Here is a 16,569-nt window from a genome sequence, read left to right on the forward strand (position 1 = left end):
CCCTCGGTCGGCCCGGGCCGCCGCTGGGCGCCGGGTCCTCGGGGACGGCGGGAGGGTCGCCGGCGGCCCGGTCCTCCGGCTCGGCGGCGGCCGAGGTCTCCGGATCGGTCCCCGACTCCGCCGGAACCGGCGCAGCTGCGGTGTCGGGGACAGGCGCGCTCGTCGCAGCAGGACCTGCGGCGGCAGCGGGCCGGCGGCCGCGGGTCACGGGTTGAGCCCGATCACGCGCACGCCGCTGGCCTTCCAGCCCTCGTCGGTGCGGGTCATGACGATCTCCAGTCGTTGCCGGTTGGTCACCGGCTCCCCGTCGGGCGGGGTGGTGAGGATGTCGGCAGACACCAGGACCGTGGCGGTGCCGCCGGCGAGGTCGAGCGTCGCGACGGCGGAGTCCAGCGGGCGGGCCTCCGTGCTCCGCCGGGCCTGCTGGATGGTCTCCACGAACGCCGCGCGGCTGCGCGTCAGCTCGGCGAGCAGCGGCCCGGTCGCCACCTCCTCCCACCGGTCGATGCCCTCCTCGGCCGTGTCCGGGGACAGGGTGTTGAGTACCGCCGCGGCGTTCTCGGCGTCCAGCCGGACGGCGTCCCGGGCGCGGGCCACGCCCGCGTCCTCCGACCCGGCGGCCAGGGCGAGCGCCACGCCGAACCCGGCGGCGCACAGCACCCCGCACAGCGCGAGGACGAGCGCGCCGGTGGCGAGCCGACGCCACAGCGGGCCGGCCGCCCCGGCCCCGGGTGACCCGCGGGACGGGTCGAGGGCGGGCTCGATGTCGGTCACGGTCATCGCTGCGCCTCCAGTGGTCCGGCGATCGTCGCCGGGGGGCCGGGGAGCGCGGGGGCGCCGGCCAACCCGGGGACGTCGTCGTCCTGCCCGGCGGACAGGCGGGTGCCCGTGGGCCGGAACCCGCCGGGCTCGGTCGGTTCGGGGGCCGGACCGTAGTCGGGGGCGTTCCCGTCGCCCCGCACCCCGATGGGGCTGGGGGAGGTCTCCGCGCAGCGCGCATCGTAGTTGGCGGGCATGTCGTCGGAGGTCTCCGACCCCGGGCGGCGCACCGTGCCCTCGTAGCCACGGGTGCACACGGGCGGCTCGGCCAGGTTGAGGTCGAGCTGGATGTTGCCGATGCCGTCCTCGGGCACCACGCTGAAGCTGCCCGCCGACATCACCGGGAAGGTGACCAGCAGCTGGCGCAGCCCGTCGGTCCGGGGCTCCAGCAGGCGCGAGGTGGTCAGCAGGTCGGCGAGCAGGCCCTCCAGGGGTGCACCGGTGTCGGTGAGCACGTTCCGGACCTCGCCGGCGAGCTGCGGCAGCGTCCGGACCAGCCCGCGCAGGTCGGGGTCGGAGGTCCGCAGCTGCTCGGCGACCAGCCGCAGGTCGTCGCTGAACGAGCGGACCTGCGGAGCCAGGTCGTTCTGGGTCTGCAGCACGGTGCGGGCGTCGCGGATCAGCTGCAGCGTCGGGTCCTTCGCCTCGATGGCCGCCCGGGTCAGGGCCTGGCCGTCCACCACCAGCGACCGCAGCGCCGGACCGGTGTCGGAGAACGCCAGACCCAGCTCCTCCACGACCGTGCTCAGGTCGTCGAGCGGCACCGATCGGACGAGGCCGTCGGCACTGGCCACCACCTGCTCGATCGGCAGCGGGACGCTGGTCCGGCCCACCGGGATGATCGATCCGTCCGCCAGGGCCGGGCCGCCGGTGGCGTCCGGGCGCAGGTCGACGTACTGCTCGCCGACCGCCGAGCGGTTGACGACCACCGCGGACGCCGAGGCCGGGATGTCCGGGCCACCGCGGTCCATCCCCAGGACCGCGGTGACCCCGCCGGGGCGCAGCTCCAGCCGGTCGACCCGGCCCACCGGGACGCCGCGGTAGGTGACCTCCGCGTTGGCGAAGATCCCGCCGGACTCGGCGAGCTCGACGTCGACGCGGTAGCCGTCCAGGCCGACGAACCGGCCCAGGTCGGCGTAGCGGATGCCGGTGTAGGAGACGCCGAGCACAGCGATCAGCAGGAAGACCGTGACCTGGATCCGGACGGTGCGGGTGAGCATCAGCCACCTCCGATGACGGAGCCGACGAGGTCGCCGAGGCCGCCCTGCCCGCCGCCGCCGGGCAGGGCGGGGATCGGGACGGGCGGGATCTCCCCCGGTGAGGCCGGCGATGGCTGCTCGACGCCACCGGCCTGCGGCCCGCCCAGGATCCCCGGGTCGAGGATCGGCTGCTGGGTCCGGCCGAGATTGCCGAGGATGTCGGTGAGGTCCCCGGTGACCCGGAGGAAACCGTCCACGTAGTCGCCCTGCTCGGCCCGGATGTACTCGTCGTGGAACGGGTAGGTGGGCACGACGGAGAGGCTCACGGCCAGGTCCTCGGCCGAGACGGCCAGCTGCTCGAGCGTGGGGGTGAGCAGCCGCAGGTCCTCGACGACGTCGTCATGGCTGCGGTTGATCACGTCGACCCCGACGTCGCTGAGCCGGTCCAGCGACGCCAGCATGCCGACCAGCTCCGTGCGCTGGGACTCCAGGACGGCGAGGCCCGGGCCGATCCCCTCCAGCACCGCGGCGATCTGCCCGGTGCGGGCCTGCAGCTGCCCGCCGAGCGCGTTGAGCGAGTCGAGCGCACGCACGATCTCCGTGCGCTGCTCGTCGAGCCCACCCACGAAGGTGTCGAGGTCCCCGAGCAGGGCCCGGACCTCGGTCTCGTTGCCCTCCAGGGCCGCGTTCACCTCCTGGGCGATCGTGCGGACCTGCTCGACGGCGCCACCGTTGAGGACCATGGACAGCGCGCCGAGAACCTCCTCGACCTCCACGCCGCGGTCGGTGGCGGCCAGCGGGACGACGGTGCCGGGGGCGATCCGGCCCGTCGCCCCCTCGGGCACGGAGATCGACACGTACTTCTCGCCGAGCAGGCTCGTCTGCTGCAGGCTGAAGGTCGCGTCCTGGGGCACCGCCACGTCGCCGGGCAGGGTGACGAGCACGTCTGCGGTCCACCCGTCCGCGGCCAGCGCGACGGACTCGACGCGGCCGACCTCGACCCCGTCGACCTTGACCATGGACCGTGGCACGAGGTCGAGCACGTCCTGGAACTGGACCGTCACCGTGTAGGGCCGGTCGCCGACGTCCGCGCCGCCGGGCAACGGGAAGTCGTACACGCCGCCGCTGCCGCAGCCGGCGAGCAGCACCGCGAGCGGGAGCGCGACGAGTGCGGATCGGAGCCGACTCATCGGCTGCCCCCTTCGGGCTGGTAGAGGCCCGTCCGCTCGTCGCCGGGCTCGGGGAACAGCGACAGCGGCAGCGACCCGAGGTCACCGGTCTGCAGCGCCGTGAGCACCTCGGTCCCGGTGGGCAACCGGACGACGTCGTCGAGCACGTTCTGCACCGGCCGGCACAGGTCCTCGACCTCCTCGGTGACCTGTCCCTCGGGCTCGGGCAGGATCCGGTCCACCAGATCGCAGGCGGTCAGCAACGGCGGGTAGGCCAGCTCGTTGACGTTGAGCCGGGCGTGCAGGGTGCCGCTGGACGGGTCGTAGGTGTTGAGCAGGTTGTTGAACGCCATCGGCCCGACGTCCAGGATCTCGGCGAGCGCGTCGCGTTGCTCGACCAGCACCCCGGTGACCGACACCAGCTGCTCGACGTCGGTGTCGAGCGCCTCGCGGTTGTCGGCGACGAACCGGGCCAGCGTGCCGAGCGCGGCCGCGCCCTCGCGCAGGGCCGCGTCGAGCTGCGGGCGGTCCTCCTCGAGGAAGCCGCTGACCTGCGCCAGCTGCTCGGTGAAGGCGCGGACGTCGTCGTCGTTCGCCGCCAGCGTGCTGGTGAACTCCTGCAGCCCGGCGATGGTCCCGAACAGCTCCTCGCGCGACCCGGACAGCGTGGCGGTCGCCCCGGACAGCTCGGTGATCGTGTCGCCCAGCAGCACACCGTTGCCGTCCAGGTTGTCGGCTCCCACCTGCAGCAGCTCCGACAGCGCCCCGTCGCGGTTGGCGCCCTCGGGGCCCAGCGCGGTGGTCAGGTCGTCGACCGACGAGACGATCTCGTCCAGCTCGACCGGCACCGCGGTGCGCTCCAGCGGGATCACCGCCCCGTCGGCGAGCCGCTCGCCGCCGGTGTAGGCCGGGGCGAGCTGCACGTACCGGTCGGCCACGAGGGTGGGGATGACCACGGCCGCGAGCGCGTCGGCGGGGACGTCCCATCCGTCGTCGAGCTCCAGCTCGGCGCGGACCCGGTCACCCTCGGGCACCACCTCGGCGACCCGGCCGATCGGGACACCCAGCACCCGCACGTCGGACCCGGCGTAGAGGCCCACCGCCGAGCCGAAGTAGGCGGTGACCCGCCGCGGCTCGGCCCCGCCGAGGGCCGCGGCGGCGCCGACCGCGACCAGCACCGCGATCGCACCGACCGCGATCGGGCGGGCGTGCTGTTCGATCCAGGACCCGGCGCTCACAGCGTGCACCCCTCGGAGTTGATCGGGCCCACCGACGGGGGCGCGATGTTGCAGAAGTACGCCTCGAACCAGCGGCCGTTGCCGATGATGTTCGCGCCCACCCGGATGACCGGTGCGAGACGCTCGATCCCGAGGGCGAGGTTGTCGCGGTTGCGCTGCAGGATCGTGGTGATCCGCTCCAGCTCGGCCAGTGCCGGGCCGATCTGCTCGCGGTTGTCCTCCACCAGCCCGGTGAACTGCGCCGACATCCGGCGCGCACCGGCGAGGAAGGAGTCGATCGCCTCCTGGCGCCGGGACAGCTCGGCCAGCAGGAGCTCGCCGTCGGAGAGCAGCCGCGCGAAGGTCTCGTCCCGGTCCGCGAGCACGCCGCTGACCGTGTTCGCCCCGTCGAGCAGCGAGGCGATCTCGGCGTCCCGGCTGGAGATGGTGCGGGAGAGCCGGGACAGCCCGTCGAGTGCCCCGCGGACCTCCTCCGGGGAGTCCGCGAACGTGTCCGCCACCACCCGCATGCCCTCGGCGAGCTGCGCGGTGTCCAGCTCGCCCACCGTGTCGCTGAGGCCCTCCAGCGCCTGGGTCACGTCGTAGGGCGAGCGGGTGCGCTCCAGCGGGATCGTCGCGCCGGGTGCCAGGGCGGCCGATCCGGCGGGCTCGATCGACAGGTACTTCTGACCGAGCAGGTCCTTGATCTCGATGGAGGCCGAGCTGGCGTCACCGACCCAGGCCTCGTCGGCGGTGAAACCGACCCGAACGCGGTCCCCGGCCAGCTCGATCGACTCCACGCGGCCGACGCTGACCCCGGCGACCCGGACCTCGTCGTCGTCGCGCAGCCCGGCCGCCTCGGAGAACTCGGCGCGGTAGCTGGGACCGCTCCCGATCACCGGGAGCTCGTCGACGAAGAAGGCACCGAGGATGAAGGCGACGATGACCGTCAGACCGATCACCGCCGTGGGGATCCGGTTGCCCTCGAGGAGGAACCTCATTGCACGCACCTCGGCTGCGGCGCCAGCACCGTGGCGTCCGGGTAGATGTCGGTGAGCTGGACCGGCTCGATGCCCATCGCCGACCAGCCGATCTGGGTGGACACCGAGCACAGGAACAACGAGAAGAAGCCGCCACCCTGGCTGAAGTTGCGCACCATCTTCTCGGCCTTGATCGGCAGGTTCTGCAGGGCGGGCTCGATCTCGCCCTCCTGGTCGGCCAGCCGGCGGGACAGGTCGCCGAGCGCGGCGATGTCGCTGCGCAGCGCGGGACGGGCCTCGTCGAGCAGGCCGGCGGTCGTGTCGGTCAGCTCCCCCAGTGCCGCCACCGCGTCGCCGATCGGGCGGCGGTCCTCGGCCAGCCCGCTCACCAGCTGCTGGAGCTGGGTGAGCACCGCGCCGAGCTCGGTGTCCCGGTCGGCGACGGTGCCCAGCACCTCGTCGAAGTTGGTGATCACCTCGCCGATCACCGCGTCGCGGTCGGCGATCGCGCCGGTCAGGTCCGCGGTGCGGGTGAGCAGGCTGCGGATGGTGCCGCCCTCACCCTGCAGCACCTGGATGATCTCGTAGGAGAGCTGGTTGACCTCCTGCGGCGAGAGCGCCTGGAACAGCGGCCGGAACCCGTTGAGCAGGGCGGTCAGGTTGAGCGGGCCGGTGGTGCGCTCCAGCGGGATGGTCGCGCCGGGGTCCAGCGCCGGTCCGGGGGCGGGGTCGCCGCGCCCGATCGCCAGGTAGCGCTGGCCCACCAGGTTGCGGTAGCGGATCGCGGCCGTCGAGGTCCCCGGCAGCGACCGGTCGGCGAGCACCGTGAACCGCACCTCGGCCAGGGTCTGCTCGACCACCCGGATGTCCTCGACGGACCCGACGCGGACTCCGGCGATCCGCACGTCGTCGCCCTCGACCAGGCCGGTGACGTCGGTGAACCGCGCTGTGTAGCTCGTCCGGTCCCCGGGGCTGTAGTTGGTGATGACGATCGCCAGACCGGTCGTGGCCACGGCCGTGACCACGATGAACACGAGCATCTTCACCAGCGGTGCGACGACCCCGCGCAGGTCGACACTCATCGTCCGCCTCCGATCAGATTCGCCACGGGGTCGGTCTCGCTCTGGTAGCGCTGGGGCAGCGGATGGTTGGACCCGTCCTCGATCGGCCCGCCGGGCAGCGAGTACTCGGGGTGCTCCCCACCGGCGTACTGCGAGGCGTTGATCCCCTCCGGCGGTCCGGGGACGCAGTACGGGGCCCGGTCGTCGAGGTAGCGGGCCTCGTCCTGGCCCGGCAGGTACTTGCCCCGGCTGCCGCCGACCTCGATGTCGAGGTAGAGGCCGGGGAACTCGCGCCCGCCGCCCCACAGGCGGGCGAGCCGCCCGTCCATCACGGCGAGGTTGTCGAAGGTGCAGGCGAACACGGGTGAGTACCGCGCGAGCAGGCCCAGGGTCGGGTTGGCCGCTGCCGCCAACTCGACGACGGTGGTGCCGTTGAGGTCGAGGAACTGCGTCAGGTCGTCCGACGCCGCGGTGACAGTGGGATAGAGCGCGGCGAGCTGCGCCTCCAGCTCGGCGACGGTCCGGCTGGTGACGGTCAGGTCCTCGGCGGCGTCGAGCAGGTCCGGGGCCGCGTCGGTGTAGAGGTCGGCGGTGTCGGCCAGCCCGCTGATGTCGGCCTGCAGGTCCGGCAGGACGGTGTTGAGCTCGACGAGGTAGTCCTGCAGCAGCACCGCCGTCTCCCCCAGGTCCGCGCCGTTGCCCGACAGCGCCGTGGACACCGCGTTGAGCGTCATCGCCAGGTCCTGGGGCTGGACCTGGCGCAGCAGCGGGAGCAGGCCGTCGAGCAGGCGCTGCAGCTCGATCGCGCTCGAGGAACGGTCGAGGCCGATGACCGCGCCCTCCGCCAAGGGTGCCGTCGTCGTCCCCGTGGTCTCGAGGTCGACGAACCGCGGACCGAACAGGGTCTTGGGCACCAGCCGGGCGGACACGTCGGCCGGGATCAGATCCACGACCGCCGGGTCGAGTCCGAGGCGCACCTCGACCAGCCCGTCACGCTGGGCGATGGACTCGACGGCGCCGACGATCAGTCCGTCGAGCTTGACGTCGGCGGACTCCTCGAACTGGTCGGGCAGCTCGGTGAGCTGCAGGGTCACCGGCACGACCGGGGTGAACGCCTTCTCGTAGAGCGCCACGGTGAGCACCACCGCCCCGATGACCATGGCGATGAACCCGACTCCGAGCAGCCGTATCGCGGTCCGGCTCCACTCCCCGCTCATCCGGCGATCCGGACCGTGGTCGTGGAACCCCAGATGGCCAGGCTCAGCATCAGGTCGAGCAGCGTCACCACGACCAGCGAGGTGCGCACCGCGTTGCCGACGGCGACGCCGACCCCGGCCGGCCCGCCCCTCGCGGTGTAGCCCGCCCGACAGTGCACCATGATCACCACCACCGCGAAGAGGAGGACCTTGCCGAAGGACCAGAGCACGTCGCCCGGCGGGAGGAAGAGCTCGAAGTAGTGCTCGTAGGTGCCGGCCGACTGCCCGTAGAAGACGGTCGTGACGACCTGCGAGGAACCGTAGGAGGACACCAGCCCGATCACGTAGATGGGGACCACGGCGACCAGACCGGCGACGACGCGGGTGGTCACCAGGAAGGGCAGGCTCGGCACGGCCATCACCTCGATGGCGTCGATCTCCTCGGAGATGCGCATCGCACCCAACTGAGCGGTGAACCCGCAGCCGACGGTGGCCGACAGCGCGATGCCGGAGACCAGCGGCGCGATCTCGCGGGTGTTGAAGTAGGCGGTGATGAAGCCGGTCAGCGCCGAGGCACCGATCTGGTTGAGCGCGGCGAAGCCCTGCAGGCCCACGACGCTGCCGGTGAAGAAGCACATCGCGGTGACCACGCCGACGGTGCCGCCGATCACCGCGAGCGCACCGGAGCCGAAGCTGACCTCGGCCAGCAGCCGGATCACCTCGCGCTTGTAGCGCCGCACGGTGCGCGGTCCCCAGGCGAGGGTCCGCAGGAAGAACAGCATCTGGCTGCCGAGGTCGTCCAGCCACCGGACGGGGGCACCGGCGGCGCGCCGCAGCCGCGGGTCGACGAGCAGGCGCAGGTTGTCGCGTTCGGCGGACATCACGATCCCTTGGGCGGGACGACCTGCAGATAGATCGCCGTGAGGATGAGGTTGAACAGGAACAGCAGGAGGAAGGTGATGACCACCGACTGGTTGACCGCGTCCCCTACGCCGCGGGGGCCCGGCGGGGTGTTGAGGCCCCGGTAGCTGGCGACGATCCCGGCGATCAGCCCGAAGAGTGCCGCCTTGATCTCACCGATCACGATGTCGGAGAGCTGCGAGAGCGCGGAGAACGACGCGATGTACGCCCCGGGCGTGCCGCCCTGCAGCACCACGTTGAAGAAGTAGCCGCCCAGCACGCCCACGACGCTGACCATCGCGGAGAGCACGACCGCGACCAGCATCGCGGCCAGCACCCTGGGGACGACGAGCCGCTGGATGGGGGAGATGCCGAGCACCTCCATCGCGGCGATCTCCTCGCGGATGGTGCGGGCGCCGAGATCGGCGCAGATCGCCGAGCCGCCCGCCCCCGCGATCAGCAGCGCGGTGACGACCGGCGCCGCCTGCTGGACGATCGCCAGCACGCCCGCCGACCCGGTGAACGACTGTGCACCCAGCTGCTCGGTCAGCGACGCCAGCTGCAGGGCGATCACCGCGCCGAACGGGATGGACACCAGCGCGGCCGGCAGCATCGTCACGCTCGCGACGAACCAGGACTGCTGGATGAACTCCTTGGTCTGGAACGGGGGGCGGAACAGGGCCCGGCCGACCTCCCGCGCGAGCGCCAGGAGCTGCCCGACCTCCTGCAGGGCTGTGCTACCAGGGAATCGACCTGCTGCGGTCACCGCGTCCCCTCGTTCCGCTCGTGGCCCGGAGATGGACCGTGATGCTGGTCTCAACGGGCCGGGCAGGCGGAGGTAACGGGCATCGCCCAAAATGGTTAGCTGCGGTTAACGCCGGGGTGCGCTCGGCGACAGTTGCGCGACGGGGAAGCCGCGTCAGCGCACCGCGGAGCGCGGGTCGACGTCCGAGCCGAGCCGGGCGCGCAGAGCCGGGTCCGTACGGGCACGGTCGAGCAGGTCGAGAACCAGCAACGGGTCGGCGTCGAGCCGGTCGACCGGCAGCGGCAGCCCGCCGCTCCAGGTCGGGGCCTCCTCGGCCGACCAGGGCCCGCGCGTCCCCCGTCGACGCAGCGCAGGCGCGCTCGTCACCACCCCGATCAGGCGGCCTCGGTACGGCGCCCGGGCCACGACGGACACGACGGAGTCCCAGTCCACGGCCACCGAGCCGGACGGCGAGCGGTACTCGATCCCGGCCGGGACGACCACCAGCGCCTCGGCCCCGCGCAGCCGGCGGACCGCGGCCGCGACCGGCCAGGTGGCGCCGAGCAACCCGACGCACGCCACGACCCACGCCGGGCCGGGCGCTAAAAGCAGAGCCCCGGCGGTGAGGGCGAGCGCTCCCGCCGCGACGGCCGAGGCGACGGCGACGCCACGGGCCCCGGGCACGGCGACGCCGTCCTCGTCGAAACGCTCGGAGCGCCCGCGGACCACGGTCAGCCGCCGCGGTCGGTGCGCGGCCGCGGCGACGATCCCGATCATCGCGGAGCCGACGAGCGCCACCCCGGCGAGCACGAGCACCGACCCGATCACCGACCCGACGTCGTCGCGACCGATGCTCACCACACCCGTCCAGAGCAGCAGCGCACCGAACCCGACGACGCACCCCGAGCGCACGACGAGCCCGAACACCGACCGCTTCGGCCACTCCGCGGGCCAGCGCACCCCGGCCACGGCTTCGGACATCGCGCCTCCCGCGTTCGGATGTCGACACCGTATCGGACCCGGTCTCGTGCCGGACCGGGTCCGGCCTCGTTCACAGCGTGCGCGAGATGATCTCCTTCATGATCTCGTTGGTCCCGCCGTAGATCTTCTGCACCCGCTGGTCGGTCCACGCACGGGCGATCCGGTACTCGCTCATGTAGCCGTAGCCGCCGTGCAGCTGCACGCATTCGTCGATCACGCGCATCGCACGCTCGCTGGTCCACCACTTGAGCATCGCGACCGTCGGGATGTCGAGCTCCCCGGCGAGGTGCTTGGCGATGCAGTCGTCGAGGAACACCCGGCACACCCGGGCCTCCGTCGCGGCCTCGGCCAGGGTGAAGCGGGTGTTCTGGAACGAGAAGACCTCCCGGCCGAACGCCGAGCGATCCTTGGTGTAACGGACGGTCTCCCGCACGGCCATCTCCATCGCGGCCACCGAGGTGATCCCGATGAGCAGCCGCTCCTGGGGAAGCTGCTGCATCAGCTGGACGAAGCCCTGGCCCTCGTTACCGCCGAGCAGGTTCCCGACCGGAACGCGGACGTCGTCGAAGAACAGCTCGGCGGTGTCCTGGCCCTTGAGCCCGACCTTGTCCAGGATCCGCCCGCGGCGGAAGCCGGCGCGGTTCGCCTCCACGACGAGCAACGAGATCCCCTGCGCACCCGCCGCGGGATCGGTCTTGGCCACCACGAGGACCACGTCGGCCTGGCCCCCGTTGGTGATGAACGTCTTCGCCCCGTTGACCACGTAGTCGTCGCCCTCGCGGACCGCCTTCGTCTGCACGTTCTGCAGATCGGATCCGGTGCCCGGCTCGGTCATCGCGATGGCGCCGACCCACTCGCCGCTGGCCATCTTCGGCAGCCAGTCGAGCTTCTGCTGCTCGGTCCCGTAGGCGAGCAGGTAGTGCGCCACGATCGCGTTGTGCAGGGCCACTCCCCAGCAGCTGTCCCCGCAGGCGGCCTGTTCCTCGATCAGCACGGTCTCGTGCGCGAAGTTGCCGCCCCCGCCGCCGTACTCCTCGGGGATCGACAGGCACAGCAGGCCGACCTCCCCCGCCTTGTTCCACAGCTCGCGGTCGACCTGCTTCTGCTCCATCCAGCGGTCCTGATGGGGTGCGAGCTCCTTCTCGCAGAACGTGCGGGCCATGTCGCGGAAGTCGTCGAGGTCGGTGTTCATCCACGGGGATCGGGTGGCGCTCATGGTTCCTCCGGAAAGGGGGATGGATCAAAACGTCAGGCCGGGCGGCCCGGCGCGACGGGAAGGTGGGCGAGACCGCGGAACGACAGGCCGGGTCGCCAGGTCTCCGGGCCGGCGGCGGCCAGCTCGGGGAACCGGGCCAGCAGGCGGGGGAACAGCTCGACCGCCTCCAGCCGGGCCAGCGGTGCACCCAGGCAGAAGTGCAGGCCACCGCCGAGCGAGAGGGGCGCGGCCTGACGGCGGGTGATGTCCAGGGAGTCCGGATCGGTGTAGACCTCCGGGTCACGGTTGCCGGCGCCGAGCAGCATCAGGACGACCTGGCCTGCCGCGACCTCGATGTCGGCGACCACGGTGTCGACCAACGCCGTCCGGCCGTCGGTCTGCACCGGGGCGTCGAACCGCAGCAGTTCCTCCACGGCGGACCCGGCCAGGCCGGGACGCTCACGCAGCAGGTCGGCCTGCCCCGGCGCCGCGAGCAAGGCCGTCAGCCCGTTGCCGATCAGGTTCGTCGTGGTCTCGAAGCCCGCCGCGAACAGGAGGATCGCGGTTCCGACGCACTCGTCGTCGTCGAGCTGGTCCTCGCCGCGCGCGGTGGCGAGCCGGCTGAGCAGGTCGTCGCCCGGACGTCGTCGCTTCTCGACGAGCAGGTCGCCGACGTAGGCGGCGAGCTGGTCCTCGGCGCGGACCGCGGCCTCCACCGCAGCGACGTTCGCGCTGGGCTCCAGCGGGGCGACCAGGTCCCGCACCCACGGCGCGGCGACCGCGAGGTCGACGTCCGGGACACCCAGCAGGTCGCCGATCACCCCGACCGGCAACGGCAGGGCCAGTTCGGTGACGACGTCGACCACGTCGCGACCGGCGAACCCGTCGAGCAGCGCGGCGATCCGCCGCACGACCGCTGGGCGCAGCGCCTCGACGTGCCGGGGGGTGAACACCGACGACACCAGCCGCCGCAGCCGGGTGTGGTCGGGCGGGTTGCGGAACAGCATGGTCCGGCGGAACCGGCGCAGGGCCTGCCGACGCAGGTCCTCGGGAACGGCGGCGAGCTGGAAGCCCAGCGACTCGTCCACCTTGCCCAGCGCGCGGTCGCGCAGCGCCGCCTCGCAGTCGCGGTACCCGCTGAGCACGAGCAGGCCGGCGGCGGTCCGCAGGCGCGGTGCCTGTTCGCGCAGGCGCCGGTACCCGGCGTACGGTCCGGGCGCCCCGTGGTCGGTGAGCAGTACCTCCACGAGCACCTGCTCCGCGTCCGGGTCGGCCCCCGCGAGCCCCTGTGCGATCACGCGGTGAGCCGGGTCAGGCGCAACGGGAGCCCGTCGGCCGGCACGGGCAGCGACGTGTTGTCCCAGCGGGGCCGGTACCCCGGCTCGACGCTCCACCGATAGGTCCGCAGCATCTCGTGCAGGATCGCGGTGACCTCCAAGGTGCCAAACGCCATCCCGATGCACTTGTGCACGCCTCCCCCGAACGGGATCCAGGCGTCGCGATGCGACCGGTCCTCGTTGCGGGGCTCGGCGAACCGGTCCGGGTCGAAGGTGTCGGGATCGGTCCAGCAGCCGGGGTCGAAATGGTTGACCGCGCCGGCGACCACGACCAGCGTGCCCCGGGGGATGTGGTGGCCCAGCAGGGCGGTGTCCGCGACCGTGCGGCGCATGACGACCGGGACGGGGGCGACGAGCCGCAGCGACTCCTTGACCACCAGGTCGAGCGAGCGCAGGGTCCTCGACGCGGCCATGTCCAGTGGTGCGTCTCCATGGGCGAGCGACTCCTCGCGCGCCCGTTCCTGCCACTGCGGGTTCGCCGCGAGGTAGTACGCCGCGGCGGCGCAGGTGATCGTGGAGGTGTCGTGCGCCGCCATCATCAGGAAGATCATGTGATTGATGACGTCGGCGTCGCTGAAGGCCTCCCCGTCCGGGGTACGGGCCTCGCACAGCGCGGAGAACAGGTCCTGCCCCGGCTTCGCGCGCTTGGCCGGCAGGTTCTGCGCGAAGTAGCCCTCCAGGACCGCCCGGCCACGCAGCCCCGCGCGCCAGCGGGTGCCGGGGACGTCCCACCTCACCAGCGCGCTCGCCGCGCGCACGCAGTCGACGAAGGCCCGATTGATCCGCTCGGTCTCCGGGCCCGTGCGCTCGTCCATGAAGACCCTGGTCGCGACGTCGAGGGTCAGGCGCTTGAGCTCGGGGTAGATCCGGACCGGCCGGTCGGTGGGCCAGGTCGGCACGGTGTCGCGGGCGCACGGGACCGTCTGGTCGAGGTAGCCGGCGAGCCGGTCGGCCGTGAAGGCCTGTTGCATGACGCGGCGGTGGGCGCGGTGCTCGTCGAAGTCGAGCAGCATCAGACCGCGCCCGAAGAACCGGTCGATCAGGTAGCGCCACCCGTCCTGGGAGTAGGCCTTGTCGGCGTTGGTCAGCACCGCCCTGGTGGCGTCCGGACCGGCGGCCATCACCACGCGTTCGCCCAGGAAGCCGGCCCAGGACACCGGCCCGTAGCGGGCGTGCCGGGCACGGGTGAAGTCGCTTCCGAACCGGATGTACTCGAGCGTGCGGCCGAGCACCGGCAGCCCCTGGTCACCCGGAACGGCCGCCAGGCCGGGCGGCGCGGTCGCGAGATCGACCGGGCGACCCCGGACCGCACCGCGCAGCAGCGCGGCATCGGCGGAAGCCGGCAGCGGCGCCAGGAACACCGTGGACCACCGCTCGCGAGCCGCCCGGACCATCTGCGCAACCATGAGCACCTCCGGAGGAATGGATGACACCAAGCTAGACACAGAAGAGATACGTGTCCAGCTTCTTGACTCAGCGGGCTCTGGCGTCGAGACTCCGTGCATGGTCACCCGTTCCCTCGCCGAGCGGACCCACCGGCTCATGCGTGACGAGGCCCTCGACGTCGCGGCTCGTCTCCTCGTCACGGGTGGATGGCGGGGCCTGCGGTTGCAGGACGTCGCCGACCGGGTCGGGATCAGCAGGCAGACCCTCTACAACGAGTTCTCCAGCAAACAGGGCCTGGCCGGAGCCCTGGTCCTCCGGCTGACCGAGCAGTTCCTCGACAGTGTGGAGGTGGCCCTCGGCGGCGAGCGGGATCTCTACACGGCCTGGGTCGCGGCCATACGGATGACCGTCCGCCGGGCCGGCGACGATCCCCTGCTCCGCGCCATCCTGACCGGCCACGGCAGCGAGGAGCTCCTCCCCCTGCTCACCACGCAGAGCGAGCCGGTCGTGCAGGCGGCGGGCAACCGGGCGAGCACCTTCCTGCTGCGACGCTGGCCCGATCTGGACCCGCGCGACGTCGCCACCGCGTCCGAGGTGGCCACCCGGCTCGCCATCAGCCACATCGTCACCCCCCTGCACGACGCGTCGACGGTGGCCGAGCAGATCGCGACCGTGGTGACACGCTTCCTCGGCCAGGATCCGGAGACCGGCGCGGCCATGTAGGGGGTCGCGCCGTCAGCGGCGCCTCAGCGCCTGGGGCCCGCGTCGGCGTCGCGACCCACCACGGCCTCGGTAGCAACGGCGGACCCAGCCGTGTGGGCGCCGCAAGACGGAAGGACCGTTGCCGGACTCGCGACCGAGCAGGCCGGCAGCTACCGATGGATCCGGCCCGGCCCAGATCGGCCGGAAAGGTCTGATCTGCCGGTCAGACCGCCGCGGGAGCGGCGTCGCTGGAGTGGCCGGGGGCGAGGGAGGCGTCGGGATCGAGGGCGACCGCGGCGTTGTTGACCGCCGTGGCGACCTCCCCGAAGCCGACGGAGATCAGCTTGACCTTGCCGGGGTAGGTGGTGACGTCGCCGGCGGCGTAGATCCCGTCCAGGTTGGTGCGCATGGCGGTGTCGACGCGGATGGAGCGGCCGTCCAGCTCCAGACCCCAGTCCTTGATCGGGCCGAGGTTCATCAGGAAGCCCAGCGCCGCGACCACGACCTGCGCCGGGAGCACCTGCGACTCGGCGCCCTTCACCCGCACCTCGACCCCCTCGACGTGGCCGTTGCCGTGCACGGCGTCGACCGCGGCGTCGAGCACCAGCCGGCAGGCGCTGTCCTGGAGCAGCCGAACGGAGTGCTCGTGGGCCCGGAACTGCTGCCGGCGGTGGACCAGCGTGACCGAGGTGGCGCGGGGCAGGGCGGCGAGCGCCCAGTCGACGGCGGAGTCCCCGCCACCCACGACCACCACGTCCTTGCCGTCGAGCACGTCGAGGCGCGGTACGAAGTAGCACAGCCCCCGGTCGAGGAAATTCTCCGCCGGGCACGGAAGTGGCCGCGGGGTCACCGTGCCGACCCCACTGGTGATCACGATGGCCCCGGCACGGATCCGCCGTCCGGTGGCCGTGCGGACGGTCCACCGCTGCCCGGAGCGCTCCAGCTCCACCGCCTGCTCACCCAGCACGTAGGTCGGGTCGAACTGCGCGGCCTGGCTCACCAGACCATCGACCAACTGTTGGCCCCGCACGGCGGGCAGACCCGCGACGTCGTAGATGTTCTTCTCCGGGTAGATCGCGCTGATCTGGCCACCGAGCTGCGGCTGGGCGTCGAGAACGGCGGTGCGCAGCCCGCGGAATCCGGCGTAGTAGGCCCCGTACAAGCCGGCCGGGCCGGCCCCGATCAGCAGCAGGTCGACGTCGATGTCGTCGGGCATGGTGAAGCGTCCTTCCGGCAGGTCAGTCGTCCTTCTCGAACCCGGCGACGAAGCTGGTGTCGGCCAGCACGTCCACGTTGGCCGATCCACCGGGCGACCCGACCTCCGCGAACAGGGACCTGGCCGACTCCTGGAACGGCTTCCACTCGGCGGTGACCTTCTGCGCCGGGACGATCGCCTCGACGGGACACACCGGCTCGCAGGCCGCACAGTCGATGCACTCGGTGGGATGGATGTACATCATCCGACCGCCCTCGTAGATGCAGTCGACCGGGCACTCCTCGATGCACGACTTGTCCATCACGTCGACACACGCCGCGCCGATCACGAAAGCCACGATTCCTCCTCAGGGTCGGTGGGTACGGCGGGGGGGGGGGGGGGGGGGGGGGGGGGGGGGGGCGGGGCGCGCGCCCCGGGGGGGGGGGGGGGGCCCCCCCGGCCGGGGGGGGGCGGGGCGGGCCCGGGG

The 16,569-nt window shown here is 72.5% G+C and carries 16 protein-coding genes; 1 reads left to right on the plus strand and 15 read right to left on the minus strand.

All coding sequences use genetic code 11. The features are described 5' to 3' along the window. Nucleotides 1–204: 204 nt before the first annotated feature. The 13 genes from ACVJO7_RS17915 to ACVJO7_RS17975 all read right to left on the minus strand — a co-directional run bounded on the left by ACVJO7_RS17915 (nt 205) and on the right by ACVJO7_RS17975 (nt 14,193). Complete coding sequence (locus ACVJO7_RS17915; RefSeq protein WP_491673818.1) at nt 205–780, minus strand: nuclear transport factor 2 family protein; 576 nt, start codon at nt 778–780, stop codon at nt 205–207. Next, entirely contained in the window at nt 777–2,039 is a 1,263-nt protein-coding gene (locus tag ACVJO7_RS17920; RefSeq protein WP_491673819.1) for an MCE family protein, read from the minus strand. The genes ACVJO7_RS17915 and ACVJO7_RS17920 overlap by 4 nt, the downstream gene beginning before the upstream one ends. Beyond that, complete coding sequence (locus ACVJO7_RS17925) at nt 2,039–3,208, minus strand: MCE family protein (protein ID WP_491673820.1); 1,170 nt, start codon at nt 3,206–3,208, stop codon at nt 2,039–2,041. The genes ACVJO7_RS17920 and ACVJO7_RS17925 overlap by 1 nt, the downstream gene beginning before the upstream one ends. Continuing rightward, nucleotides 3,205–4,425, minus strand: a complete 1,221-nt coding sequence (locus tag ACVJO7_RS17930) for an MCE family protein (protein WP_491673821.1) — start codon at nt 4,423–4,425, stop codon at nt 3,205–3,207. The genes ACVJO7_RS17925 and ACVJO7_RS17930 overlap by 4 nt, the downstream gene beginning before the upstream one ends. Further along, a complete protein-coding gene (locus tag ACVJO7_RS17935; protein WP_491673822.1) occupies nt 4,422–5,405 on the minus strand; it encodes an MCE family protein in 984 nt (327 codons plus the stop codon). The genes ACVJO7_RS17930 and ACVJO7_RS17935 overlap by 4 nt, the downstream gene beginning before the upstream one ends. Continuing rightward, entirely contained in the window at nt 5,402–6,466 is a 1,065-nt protein-coding gene (locus ACVJO7_RS17940) for an MCE family protein (RefSeq protein WP_491673823.1), read from the minus strand. The genes ACVJO7_RS17935 and ACVJO7_RS17940 overlap by 4 nt, the downstream gene beginning before the upstream one ends. Next, entirely contained in the window at nt 6,463–7,662 is a 1,200-nt protein-coding gene (locus tag ACVJO7_RS17945) for an MCE family protein (protein ID WP_491673824.1), read from the minus strand. The genes ACVJO7_RS17940 and ACVJO7_RS17945 overlap by 4 nt, the downstream gene beginning before the upstream one ends. Next, a complete protein-coding gene (locus ACVJO7_RS17950) occupies nt 7,659–8,522 on the minus strand; it encodes an MlaE family ABC transporter permease (protein WP_491673825.1) in 864 nt (287 codons plus the stop codon). The genes ACVJO7_RS17945 and ACVJO7_RS17950 overlap by 4 nt, the downstream gene beginning before the upstream one ends. Then, a complete protein-coding gene (locus ACVJO7_RS17955; RefSeq protein WP_491673826.1) occupies nt 8,522–9,307 on the minus strand; it encodes an MlaE family ABC transporter permease in 786 nt (261 codons plus the stop codon). The genes ACVJO7_RS17950 and ACVJO7_RS17955 overlap by 1 nt, the downstream gene beginning before the upstream one ends. A 153-nt stretch (nt 9,308–9,460) precedes the next feature. Then, nucleotides 9,461–10,267 carry a hypothetical protein gene (locus ACVJO7_RS17960; protein ID WP_491673827.1) on the minus strand — a complete coding sequence of 269 codons (807 nt, stop codon included), beginning with the start codon at nt 10,265–10,267 and terminating at the stop codon, nt 9,461–9,463. Between the two features lie 70 nt (nt 10,268–10,337). After that, nucleotides 10,338–11,483, minus strand: coding sequence for an acyl-CoA dehydrogenase family protein (locus tag ACVJO7_RS17965; protein ID WP_491673828.1), 1,146 nt, complete (start codon nt 11,481–11,483; stop codon nt 10,338–10,340). Between the two features lie 32 nt (nt 11,484–11,515). Continuing rightward, a complete protein-coding gene (locus tag ACVJO7_RS17970) occupies nt 11,516–12,760 on the minus strand; it encodes a cytochrome P450 (RefSeq protein WP_491673829.1) in 1,245 nt (414 codons plus the stop codon). Further along, complete coding sequence (locus tag ACVJO7_RS17975) at nt 12,757–14,193, minus strand: cytochrome P450 (RefSeq protein WP_491673830.1); 1,437 nt, start codon at nt 14,191–14,193, stop codon at nt 12,757–12,759. The genes ACVJO7_RS17970 and ACVJO7_RS17975 overlap by 4 nt, the downstream gene beginning before the upstream one ends. Before the next feature lie 109 nt (nt 14,194–14,302). On the opposite strand from ACVJO7_RS17975, the gene ACVJO7_RS17980 reads away from it, so the two are divergent. Beyond that, the gene (locus ACVJO7_RS17980; protein ID WP_491673831.1) at nt 14,303–14,908 is read left to right on the plus strand and encodes a TetR/AcrR family transcriptional regulator; all 606 of its coding nucleotides are present in this window, start codon (nt 14,303–14,305) and stop codon (nt 14,906–14,908) included. A gap of 202 nt (nt 14,909–15,110) precedes the next feature. Here the strand turns inward: ACVJO7_RS17980 and ACVJO7_RS17985 are convergent, their stop codons facing one another. After that, nucleotides 15,111–16,103, minus strand: a complete 993-nt coding sequence (locus tag ACVJO7_RS17985) for an NAD(P)/FAD-dependent oxidoreductase (protein ID WP_491673832.1) — start codon at nt 16,101–16,103, stop codon at nt 15,111–15,113. 22 nt (nt 16,104–16,125) lie between these two features. Then, nucleotides 16,126–16,440: a ferredoxin gene (fdxA, locus tag ACVJO7_RS17990; RefSeq protein WP_491673833.1), complete on the minus strand. Its 315-nt coding sequence runs from the start codon at nt 16,438–16,440 to the stop codon at nt 16,126–16,128. Between the last annotated feature and the right edge of the window lie 129 nt (nt 16,441–16,569).

This window comes from Pseudonocardia sp. DxW, assembly GCF_058448985.1.

Excerpts from the sequence above, each read along its gene's own strand:
- ACVJO7_RS17915 (WP_491673818.1), bottom strand. The coding sequence starts at position 780 with ATGACCGTGACCGACATCGAGCCCGCCCTCGACCCGTCCCGCGGGTCA.
- ACVJO7_RS17920 (WP_491673819.1), bottom strand. The coding sequence starts at position 2,039 with ATGCTCACCCGCACCGTCCGGATCCAGGTCACGGTCTTCCTGCTGATC.
- ACVJO7_RS17925 (WP_491673820.1), bottom strand. The coding sequence starts at position 3,208 with ATGAGTCGGCTCCGATCCGCACTCGTCGCGCTCCCGCTCGCGGTGCTG.
- ACVJO7_RS17935 (WP_491673822.1), bottom strand. The coding sequence starts at position 5,405 with ATGAGGTTCCTCCTCGAGGGCAACCGGATCCCCACGGCGGTGATCGGT.
- ACVJO7_RS17940 (WP_491673823.1), bottom strand. The coding sequence starts at position 6,466 with ATGAGTGTCGACCTGCGCGGGGTCGTCGCACCGCTGGTGAAGATGCTC.
- ACVJO7_RS17945 (WP_491673824.1), bottom strand. The coding sequence starts at position 7,662 with ATGAGCGGGGAGTGGAGCCGGACCGCGATACGGCTGCTCGGAGTCGGG.
- ACVJO7_RS17950 (WP_491673825.1), bottom strand. The coding sequence starts at position 8,522 with ATGTCCGCCGAACGCGACAACCTGCGCCTGCTCGTCGACCCGCGGCTG.
- ACVJO7_RS17960 (WP_491673827.1), bottom strand. The coding sequence starts at position 10,267 with ATGTCCGAAGCCGTGGCCGGGGTGCGCTGGCCCGCGGAGTGGCCGAAG.
- ACVJO7_RS17965 (WP_491673828.1), bottom strand. The coding sequence starts at position 11,483 with ATGAGCGCCACCCGATCCCCGTGGATGAACACCGACCTCGACGACTTC.
- ACVJO7_RS17975 (WP_491673830.1), bottom strand. The coding sequence starts at position 14,193 with ATGGTCCGGGCGGCTCGCGAGCGGTGGTCCACGGTGTTCCTGGCGCCG.
- ACVJO7_RS17980 (WP_491673831.1), top strand. The coding sequence starts at position 14,303 with ATGGTCACCCGTTCCCTCGCCGAGCGGACCCACCGGCTCATGCGTGAC.
- ACVJO7_RS17985 (WP_491673832.1), bottom strand. The coding sequence starts at position 16,103 with ATGCCCGACGACATCGACGTCGACCTGCTGCTGATCGGGGCCGGCCCG.